This window comes from Mesorhizobium sp. M7A.F.Ca.CA.001.08.2.1, assembly GCF_003998455.1.
In the GTDB taxonomy this organism is placed as follows: domain Bacteria; phylum Pseudomonadota; class Alphaproteobacteria; order Rhizobiales; family Rhizobiaceae; genus Mesorhizobium; species Mesorhizobium ciceri.
Map to the genome: position 1 here is coordinate 1 of NZ_RZPW01000214.1, position 8,662 is coordinate 8,662.

At 63.3% G+C, this 8,662-nt stretch carries 10 protein-coding genes, 1 other RNA gene and 1 pseudogene; 4 read left to right on the plus strand and 8 right to left on the minus strand.

Translation table 11 applies throughout. The features are described from left to right. The 6 genes from recR to ffs form a co-directional block, all read right to left on the minus strand. The coding region (gene recR / locus EN914_RS14805; protein WP_127389137.1) for a recombination mediator RecR at positions 1-593 on the minus strand (593 nt) is incomplete at its 3' end. A gap of 192 nt (positions 594-785) precedes the next feature. After that, the gene (locus EN914_RS14810) at positions 786-1,712 is read right to left on the minus strand and encodes a cell wall hydrolase (protein ID WP_013527929.1); all 927 of its coding nucleotides are present in this window, start codon (positions 1,710-1,712) and stop codon (positions 786-788) included. A 232-nt stretch (positions 1,713-1,944) separates the two neighbouring features. After that, positions 1,945-2,352 (minus strand): hypothetical protein, encoded by a 408-nt coding sequence (locus EN914_RS14815; protein WP_024503436.1) that lies wholly within the window; start codon positions 2,350-2,352, stop codon positions 1,945-1,947. 14 nt (positions 2,353-2,366) lie between these two features. Continuing rightward, positions 2,367-2,690: a YbaB/EbfC family nucleoid-associated protein gene (locus tag EN914_RS14820; RefSeq protein WP_024503435.1), complete on the minus strand. Its 324-nt coding sequence runs from the start codon at positions 2,688-2,690 to the stop codon at positions 2,367-2,369. Between the two features lie 30 nt (positions 2,691-2,720). Continuing rightward, a complete protein-coding gene (locus tag EN914_RS14825; RefSeq protein ID WP_024503434.1) occupies positions 2,721-4,538 on the minus strand; it encodes a DNA polymerase III subunit gamma/tau in 1,818 nt (605 codons plus the stop codon). A gap of 105 nt (positions 4,539-4,643) precedes the next feature. Further along, an RNA gene (gene ffs / locus EN914_RS14830) (signal recognition particle sRNA small type) lies at positions 4,644-4,740 on the minus strand. A 172-nt stretch (positions 4,741-4,912) separates the two neighbouring features. Here ffs and EN914_RS14835 point away from each other — a divergent pair. From EN914_RS14835 to EN914_RS14845, 3 genes are read left to right on the plus strand one after another with little or no spacing between them, the layout of a single operon-like run. Further along, the gene (locus EN914_RS14835; protein ID WP_024503433.1) at positions 4,913-5,332 is read left to right on the plus strand and encodes an HIT family protein; all 420 of its coding nucleotides are present in this window, start codon (positions 4,913-4,915) and stop codon (positions 5,330-5,332) included. Between the two features lie 41 nt (positions 5,333-5,373). Continuing rightward, complete coding sequence (gene nudC, locus EN914_RS14840) at positions 5,374-6,318, plus strand: NAD(+) diphosphatase (RefSeq protein WP_024503432.1); 945 nt, start codon at positions 5,374-5,376, stop codon at positions 6,316-6,318. Positions 6,319-6,355: 37 nt separating this feature from the next. Then, positions 6,356-6,661: a Dabb family protein gene (locus EN914_RS14845; protein WP_024503431.1), complete on the plus strand. Its 306-nt coding sequence runs from the start codon at positions 6,356-6,358 to the stop codon at positions 6,659-6,661. A 123-nt stretch (positions 6,662-6,784) separates the two neighbouring features. Here the strand turns inward: EN914_RS14845 and EN914_RS14850 are convergent, their stop codons facing one another. Together EN914_RS14850 and EN914_RS14855 are read right to left on the minus strand one after the other, a co-directional pair. Continuing rightward, positions 6,785-7,648 (minus strand): prephenate dehydratase, encoded by an 864-nt coding sequence (locus tag EN914_RS14850; RefSeq protein WP_032899233.1) that lies wholly within the window; start codon positions 7,646-7,648, stop codon positions 6,785-6,787. Positions 7,649-7,657: 9 nt separating this feature from the next. Continuing rightward, a complete protein-coding gene (locus EN914_RS14855; protein ID WP_024503429.1) occupies positions 7,658-8,386 on the minus strand; it encodes a 3-deoxy-manno-octulosonate cytidylyltransferase in 729 nt (242 codons plus the stop codon). 192 nt (positions 8,387-8,578) lie between these two features. Here EN914_RS14855 and EN914_RS39970 point away from each other — a divergent pair. Next, positions 8,579-8,662 (plus strand): annotated as a pseudogene (locus EN914_RS39970) (cytochrome c family protein); the annotation flags it as partial.

The following is an 8,662-nucleotide window of genomic DNA, read 5'->3' on the forward strand; positions in this document are numbered from 1 at the left end:
CGCGAACGCAGCGCCGCGGCCAGCGTGCCCTCGTCGAGATAGTCGAGTTCGCCGCCGACCGGCACGCCATGCGCAAGGCGCGTCACCTTGATGTCGAAGCCGGACAACTGGTCGGTGAGGTAATGCGCGGTCGTCTGGCCCTCGACCGTCGCGTTGACGGCAAGGATGATCTCCTTGACCTCGCCGCCGGCGACGCGATCAACCAGCGAGCGCATGTTGAGCTGCTCGGGGCCGATGCCGTCGAGCGGCGACAGCGTGCCGCCGAGCACGTGGTAGCGCACATTCATCGCCGCCGCGCGCTCCAGCGCCCACAGGTCGGAGACGTCCTCGACGACGATGATGGTGCCGGCATCACGGCGCAGATCGGTGCAGATCATGCAAGGGTCCGATGTATCGACATTGCCGCAGGTCGAGCAGATGCGCACCTTGTCGGCCGCCTCGGCCATGGCGGCGGCAAGCGGCGACAAAAGCTGCTCTTTCTTCTTGATCAGATGAAGGGCGGCACGCCTGGCCGAACGGGGTCCCAGCCCCGGCACCTTGGCCAGGAGCTGGATCAGACGTTCGATCTCGGGACCGGCGATTCGCTTCGACATCGCTCTGATCTAGAGCAATTCCAGGAAAAGTGCGAAGCGGTTTTCCGTCCGGAATTGCGTCAAAACGAAAAGCTGGAGCGGTTCACCGTTTCCGCGAAACGGTGAACCGCTCCAGGATTTTTCAGAGCGTTTTGGAACATCTGCATCCGCATGACCGACATATTGGGCCTTGGCGGACCCGCGGGGCGCAGATCAGTTGGTCTCGAGCGGCCGGCCCTGGCTGACAATCATCGCGCCAATGGCGTCTGTGTTCTCAGGTGTCGACTGGAACCCCATCGACGCCTCTTGCGGCGCGTCTTGAACCGACGAGATGACCCTTGTGTTCAAGCTTCCGCCAAAACGCGCGGCATCCGGCTCTTCCATCGGCTCCTGCATCGCCACCACCGTCGGCTCTTGCGAGACACGCGCGGATTTCGCGGCCGGCGCGGCGGCGGCGGTCACATAGGTCTGCTGGGCGGGAGCGGATCGAACGGTTGCGGTCCTGGCTGGACGCACCGGCTCGGCGGAGGCGACCATCGTCACCGGCGCGGCTGACTTGTCGGGCGCCGCCGAGGCAATCGCGACCTGCGGCTCATCCGGCAGCGGCTGCCAGTTGCGGCCGCGCTTCTCGTAGAAGGCATTGCCGCCGGCAACCATGGTGTAGTGCATGTTCTTGTAGGGGAAGCGGAGGCCGGCTGTGTGGAAGAACATGGTGTTCTTCAGCTTGGACTTGCGCTCGCCCTTCAGCACCGCGTCGGCGGCTTCCTCGACATCGGGCATTGCGCGTGAATTCATCGGCCTTGTCATGACACCAGGCGCGAACTGCCCGGGCTCGCCCACCACTTGGCAGATGGTGCTGCCATGGTTGCCGGAGCGCAGCCGGTTCATCACCACCGTGCCGACCGCGATCATGCCGTCGCGGCTCGAGCGGTTGGACTCGAAGAACATCGCCCGTTCCAGGCATTCCTTGTCCTTCGGCGTGTGGCTGTAGGCCCCTGAACTCAGGAAACCCGGCGTGATGGCGTCGGTCAGGCTGGCGACGGACATGCCGTGTGAAGTGGTCTGGCTGCAGGCAGCCAAAAACAGGGGTGAAATGACGGCGCCGAGCAACAGCGGCGTCTTCCATCGCGTGGAAATCAACAGGTAACCCTCTCACTTCGTGCCCGCCCCCAGGCTGCGGCAAGAATGAGACACTTTCGGGCAAAATGATGGCCAAAACGTTATTAACAACGTACTGTTGCCAAATTGGCACAATTTCGTGGCTTTCCAGATAGATCGAGCCGTCATTTCACAAAAGCGATGACCGCGCTCTCTCTTTGTTTCGCCGCAATTGCCCCAAGGGAAAGCACCACGCGATTTTTCCTGAAGCGATCTACCGCCCGGCCGTTATCGCGGCCGGCTGGCCAGGCTCAAGCTCCTCGACCTTCTCCGAAAACAGGCCGCGCCGGAGGAACAGCGTCCGCGCCTCCCTGGCCGTCGGCGCGATCTTTCCCGGCCAGCCGCTGTCTATGAACTCAGCCTTGGTGAAGTCCGGATTTGTCTCGCTTGCCGCCTCGAGGAATTCGGCGATCTCCAGCACGATCGCGCGCTCGTCCTTCGAAAGCGCCGATGTGCCGGCTTCGATCGATGGGCGATGGAGGAAATCCTCGAACAGATAGAAATAACCCTTGATGCCGACGAGATCGACGCCGTCGTCACAATCGGTCAGGATTTCCAGGATCTCGTAGATCCTGTTGCGGATACGCTGCTCGATCAGTCTTTCGGACGGCTCTTCGGCCATGGCCGCACCGAAGGCTAGAAGGGCAGTTTCATTCCCGGCGGGATCGGCAGGCCCGCGGTCAGCGCCTTGGTCTTTTCCTGCATGATCAGCTCAACCTTGGTCTTGGCGTCATTGTGGGCGGCCAGCACCAGGTCTTCCAGGATCTCGACATCGTCTTCCTTGAACAGAGACGGATCGATCTTCAACGACTTCATCTCGAATTTTCCGGTCAGCGTCACGTTGACCAGGCCGCCGCCGGCCTGGCCGGACGCCTCCAGCGTGGCGATCTCGTCCTGCATGGCCTGGAACTTGGCCTGCATTTCCTTCGCCTTGCCCATCAGGCCGAGAAGATCTTTCATGGTCGGGTCCTTTGCGGATTCGTGGCTGGATCAGGGTTCATCGTCGTCAGCCGGCGGCTCGACCGGCACTTCGGCCTCTGTCGTTTCGGCTTCCGGCGCGTCTGGAATGCGCACGTCGATGATCTTGGCACCGGGAAAGCGCGCCAGGATGGCGGCCACGGTCGGGTCGCTCTTGGCATCGAGAAAAGCCGTCTCGCGCTTGGCCGATTCCATTTCGGCGAGCGTCTGGCCGCCCTCTTCCTTCGACAGCGAGACCAGCCAACTGCGGCCGGTCCAGGCGCGAAGCTTCGTCGTCAGGTCGTTGAGCAGCATCTTGGGCGCATCGCTGGTCAGGCCGACGTCGATGCGGCCCGGCTCGATGCGCACAAACCGGATGCAGCTCTTGACCAGCACCTTGAAGGCGATGTCGCGCTGCGCATCGGCCAGGGCAATGATGTCGGCCAGCGATTTCAGCGGCGCCGATTGCGCCTCCATGACCGGCTCCGGCGGAGCGACGAAGGCAACGGGAGCAGGCGAGGCTTCGACCAGCCGCATGGTCTGCGCGCCGCCCGGACCGGCGGGCATGCGTGTCTGCGCCACCGCGCTGGCGCCACCGCCATTGCCTCCCCCTGCAGGCGCACCATTCGGGCGCGGCGTGCCATTTTGCACCGGTGCGGCACCTTCGAGCGATCGCAACGCCTCGTCCAGCGTCGGCAGGTCGGCGGCGTGCGCCAGCCGGATCAGCACCATTTCGGCGGCACTCACCGGCCGGTTGGAGGACTGCACTTCGGGAATGCCCTTGAGCAGCATCTGCCAGGTCCGCGACAGCACCCTGACCGACAGCGTCCTGGCGAAATCGGCGCCGCGCTGCCGCTCGTCCTCGGACAGCGAGGCATCCTCGATGGCCGTCGGCACGAAACGCAGCCGGGTGACGAGGTGGTTGAACTCGGCAAGATCGGTCAGCACGGCGGCCGGATCGGCGCCGGTATCGTATTGCGCGCGGAATTCGCCAAGGGCTGCCGCCACATCGCCCTTCATTACATGTTCGAACAGGTCGACGATGCGGGCGCGGTCGGCAAGTCCCAGCATCGCCCGCACAGCCGCGGCACTGACAGTGCCGGCGCCATGGGCAATCGCCTGATCGAGGATGGAGAGCGAATCACGGGCCGAGCCTTCGGCGGCGCGCGCGATCATCGCCAGCGCGTCGTCGTCAACCGAAATGCCTTCCTGGGCCGAGATCGAGCCGAGATGCGCGACCAGCGCGCCGGCATCGATGCGCCTCAGGTCGAAGCGCTGGCAGCGCGACAGGACGGTGATCGGGACCTTGCGGATTTCGGTGGTGGCGAAGATGAATTTGACGTGCGGCGGCGGCTCTTCCAGCGTCTTCAGCAGGCCGTTGAAGGCCTGCGTCGACAGCATGTGCACTTCGTCGATGATGTAGACCTTGTAGCGCGCCGAGACCGGCGCATAGCGCACGCGCTCGATGATGTCCCTGATGTCGTCGATGCCGGTGTGCGAGGCGGCGTCCATCTCGATGACGTCGACATGGCGGCCTTCCATGATCGCCTGGCAATGCTCGCCGAGCACCGCGAGGTCGACCGAAGGCTGGTCGACGGTGGCGGTCCTGTAGTTGAGCGCCCGCGCAAGTATCCGCGCCGTCGTGGTCTTGCCGACACCGCGCACGCCGGTCAGCATCCAAGCTTGGGCGATGCGGCCGGTGGCAAAGGCGTTGGTCAGGGTGCGCACCATCGGCTCCTGGCCGACCAGCTCGGAGAAATTCGAAGGACGGTATTTGCGCGCCAGCACGCGATAGGCGGCGGCCTTGCCTATCTCCAGGCTTTTTGGTCCCGAATTTCCGGCTTCGCTCATACGCCCGTAAAGCTCCAAATGGCCGCGCCCGAAGGCGGCCGATTCCTGCGCATAGTCTCGCCCGCGCTGCAATGCGTCGTCAATGTCGCGAGAGGGGCCGATGAGGTGGGAGGCTGGAACAATGACCCGTTCCGGGCTCGTTAGGGCTGCTTCCTTCCGGACCTGACCCGGTTGGCGAGTGGATCGTCCACCACCAACCTCCCGCTTTCCATATCGGCAATTGCGCGACGAAATGCAAGTCCGCCGAAGAAATCGCAAAAATATGGAATTGGCGCACCAAAGCGTGAGAGGCGCAATGATTCGCTTGCAGCCCTCTTGCCGCCGCTCTAGCGTTCCTGCGTTTGAAGAAACCAAGAAAAGCAAGGGAAACGCCGATGCTGCCGGGCCTGAAGGCCGGATTCACGCTGGATGCCCGGCTGGAGGCGGACAGCGAGCAGTTGATGTGGCTTGGGCTGTGCGAACTGCGGGTGATGAACGACCGCCGCTGGCCATGGCTGTTGCTGGTGCCGCAGCGGCCCGGCGCGGAGGAAATCCATGACATGACGCCGCTCGACCAGGCGATGCTGACCTTCGAAACCAATATGGTGGCGCAGGCGCTGAAGAAGGCGACCGACTGTACCAAGATCAACACCGGCGCGCTTGGCAACATCGTGCGCCAGCTGCATATCCATGTCATCGCGCGTTCAGAAGGCGATCCCGGCTGGCCAGGCCCTGTGTGGGGACATGGCCTGCGTGAGCCCTATGAACGTTCCGACCTGCGGCGGTTTGCCGAAACGATCAAGGCGGCGCTATAAGCGTTCCCCGTGTCCATCCCTCAACATATTCCAGAGTCCCCATGAGCTTCCGCCTGTTTGACGCGCCTTTGCGCGAGCCGAGCCAGTTCGTCGGCTTCGCCGGCAACACGATCGACCGGCAGTCCGAGAACCGCGCCGACGATTCGGTCGACAAGGCGCTGGCCGACCCGGCGACGCGGCTGCTTCTGATGCATGGCGGCCGGCTCTATCTGAAGCTCGGCGATGACGGCGCGCTCGATCCCTGGTTCGGTGCGACCGAGAGCGAACCCTTCAAGGTTTCGCTGGCGCAAGGCATCCTGCTCGGCTTTTCCGAACGAGGACCGGTGCTGGCCGTGCCCGCAGGCGTCGAACCCGAACGGCTCCCGGAAACAGTCAAGGCCATCGACTACCGCTCGGTCTACATGCAAGGGCTGATCGACGAGGCGGCGGCTGGCGCGATGGCGCAGGGGGCTGCCCTGCTTGCCTGGCATGCCAGCCATCGCTTCTGCAGCAAATGCGGTACCGAATCACAGATGCGGGCCGGCGGCTACAAGCGTCATTGTCCGAATTGCGGCACCGAGCATTTTCCGCGCACCGACCCGGTGGCGATCATGCTGACGGCGACGCGGGAAAAATGCCTGCTCGGACGCGGCCGTCATTTCGCGCCGGGCATGTACTCGGCCCTTGCCGGCTTCATCGAGCCGGGCGAGACGATCGAGGCGGCGGTGCGCCGCGAGACGCTGGAAGAGGCCGGCATCCGGCTTGGCCGCGTCGTCTACCACGCCAGCCAGCCCTGGCCGTTTCCCTATTCGCTGATGATCGGCTGCTTCGGCGAGCCGCTCAACGACGATATCCAGGCCGACCTCAACGAGCTTGAGGACTGCCGCTGGTTTTTTCGCGACGAGGTGCGCCTGATGCTGGAAAGGACGCACAAGGACAATCTGGTCACGCCGCCGAAAGGCGCCATTGCGCATCACCTCATCCGCGCCTGGGTCGATTCAGAATGATGGCAGCGAACACCCAAAGACATTGCAGGAGCAGGACATGATCCGTCACACCGTCGTTTTCACGCTGAGGCATCCGCCGCATTCGCTGGAGGAAAAGCGATTCCTGGTCGACGCCAAGAAAATCCTCACCGCGATCAGGGGCGTCACGCATTTCGAGCAATTGCGGCAGATCAGCCCCAAGAACGACTATCGTTTCGGCTTCTCGATGGAGTTCGCCGACCAGGCCGCCTACACCAGGTACAATGACCATCCCGACCATGTCGCCTTCGTGCGCGACCGCTGGGTGCCGGAGGTCGAGACGTTCATGGAGATCGACTATGTGCCGCTGGGCGCGGTGATCTAGAGCAATTCCAGGAAAAGTGTGAAACGGTTTTCCCGGGAAATGCGCGTAGCGCTTTTCCCTTGGGAATTGCGTAAAAACAAGGAGTTAGAGCGGGTCGCCGTTTCCGTGAAACGGTGAACTGCTCTAGTCCGCAACCTTCCACTGCTCACGCGACTCACTGGCCGGATAGACGCCCAGAATCCGCACTTCGCGCGAGAAGAAGCGCAATTCTTCCAGCGCCAGCTTGACCAGCGGATCGTCGGGATGGCCCTCGATGTCGGCGTAGAACAGCGTCGCCGTGAAAGCGCCCAACTGGTAGCTCTCCAGCTTGGTCATGTTGATGCCGTTGGTGGCGAAGCCGCCCATCGCCTTGTAGAGCGCGGCCGGTACGTTGCGGACGCGGAAGATGAAGGTCGTCATCATCTTGACGTCAGGCGACGGGCGTTCGGCCCATTGCTTGTTCTTGGTCAGGACGACAAATCGGGTGACGTTTGAGTCGGTATCCTCGACGTTTTGCTCGATGATATCGAGCCCGTAGAGGGTCGCTGCCAGTGCGGGCGACAGCGCCGCCATGGTGCGGTCCTTGACCTCGGAGACCATCTTGGCGGCGCCAGCCGTGTCGCCGGCGACGATCGCCTTCCAACCGTTCTTGCGAACGTATTTGCGGCACTGGCCAAGCGCATGGATGTGGCTGTGCACGGTCTTGATCTCGTCGCGCTTGACGCCCGGCAGCACCATCAGCTGGAAATGGATCGGCAGGAAATATTCGCCGACGATGTGCAGCTTCGATTCCGGCAGGAGATGATGGATATCGGCGACGCGCCCGGCAATGGTGTTCTCGATCGGGATCATGGCGAGGTCGGCCTTGTTGGTCTCGACCGCGTTGAAGGCATCCTCGAAAGTCGGGCATGGCAACGGCTCCATCGAAGGGAACATGTTGCGGCTGGCGGTGTCGGAATTGGCGCCCGGCTCGCCCTGGAAGGATATTCTGTTGGTCTTTTCAGGCATGCCGATATCTCAGGTTGAAAGGATCTGTCTGGCGCGTTCGAGGTCTTCGGGCGTGTCGACGCCGAGCGGCAGCGACTCGACGATCTCGGCGTCGATGCGCATGCCGGCTTCCAGCGCCCGCAACTGTTCCAGCCGCTCGCGCCGTTCGAGCGGCGACGGCTTCAGCGCGACGAAACGCTCGAGTGCTTCGCGGCGATAGGCGTAGAGGCCGACATGATGGTAGAGCGGCCCCTCGCCCCAAGGCGCCGTGGCACGGGTGAAATAGAGCGCCCTCAGCCTGGTGCCTGAGAGCGGCGAGCCGACGATCTTGACGACATTGGGATTGGTCTTTTCCTCGTCGCGGACGATCTCGACGCCGAGCGTGGCGATGTCCACCGCACTGTCCTCGAAAGGCCTGAGCGACGCGGCGATGATCTGGGGATCGATCGTCGGCAGGTCGCCCTGCACATTGACGATGGTTTCGACCTTGCGCCCGGGGTCGAGCGCGATCAGCGCCTCGTGGATGCGGTCGGAGCCGGATTCGTGATCCATGCGCGTCATCACGGCCTCGAAACCGTGCGCGCGCACCGCTTGCGCCACGCTTTGGGTGTCGGTCGCCACCACCACCCGGCCAAGGCCGGCTTCGGCGGCGCGGCGGGCGACATGGACGATCATCGGGGCGCCGGCGATGTCGGCCAGCGGCTTGCCCGGCAGGCGGGTCGAAGCCATGCGGGCCGGGATCAGGATCAGCGTGGACATTTCGGGTGCAAGGCGTCTCGAAAGAGGACAGGGAAAGTGGCAAAAGGTCTCACTGGAAGCGCCCTTATAGGTGTTGCAACGCCGCCGCAAAAGACCTAGTTTCCGCCCGATTTGACCGCCCTGGCAGGACGGTCACGATACCGACGGACGGAGTGGACGGTTCTGTCCGCCGGAAAAGGGAGCAAGGGGCGTATGGATTCCAACGAAGTCAACAAGCTGCGCGCCGGATTGCTCGGAACCGTTTTCGTCGTCTTCTCGGTCGGCATTGTGTCCGAT

Bases quoted from the DNA above. Each gene is read 5' to 3' on its own strand.
- EN914_RS14815 (WP_024503436.1), bottom strand. From the start codon at position 2,352: ATGGCCGAAGAGCCGTCCGAAAGACTGATCGAGCAGCGTATCCGCAAC.
- EN914_RS14820 (WP_024503435.1), bottom strand. From the start codon at position 2,690: ATGAAAGATCTTCTCGGCCTGATGGGCAAGGCGAAGGAAATGCAGGCC.
- EN914_RS14825 (WP_024503434.1), bottom strand. From the start codon at position 4,538: ATGAGCGAAGCCGGAAATTCGGGACCAAAAAGCCTGGAGATAGGCAAG.
- EN914_RS14835 (WP_024503433.1), top strand. From the start codon at position 4,913: ATGCTGCCGGGCCTGAAGGCCGGATTCACGCTGGATGCCCGGCTGGAG.
- nudC (WP_024503432.1), top strand. From the start codon at position 5,374: ATGAGCTTCCGCCTGTTTGACGCGCCTTTGCGCGAGCCGAGCCAGTTC.
- EN914_RS14845 (WP_024503431.1), top strand. From the start codon at position 6,356: ATGATCCGTCACACCGTCGTTTTCACGCTGAGGCATCCGCCGCATTCG.
- EN914_RS14850 (WP_032899233.1), bottom strand. From the start codon at position 7,648: ATGCCTGAAAAGACCAACAGAATATCCTTCCAGGGCGAGCCGGGCGCC.
- EN914_RS14855 (WP_024503429.1), bottom strand. From the start codon at position 8,386: ATGTCCACGCTGATCCTGATCCCGGCCCGCATGGCTTCGACCCGCCTG.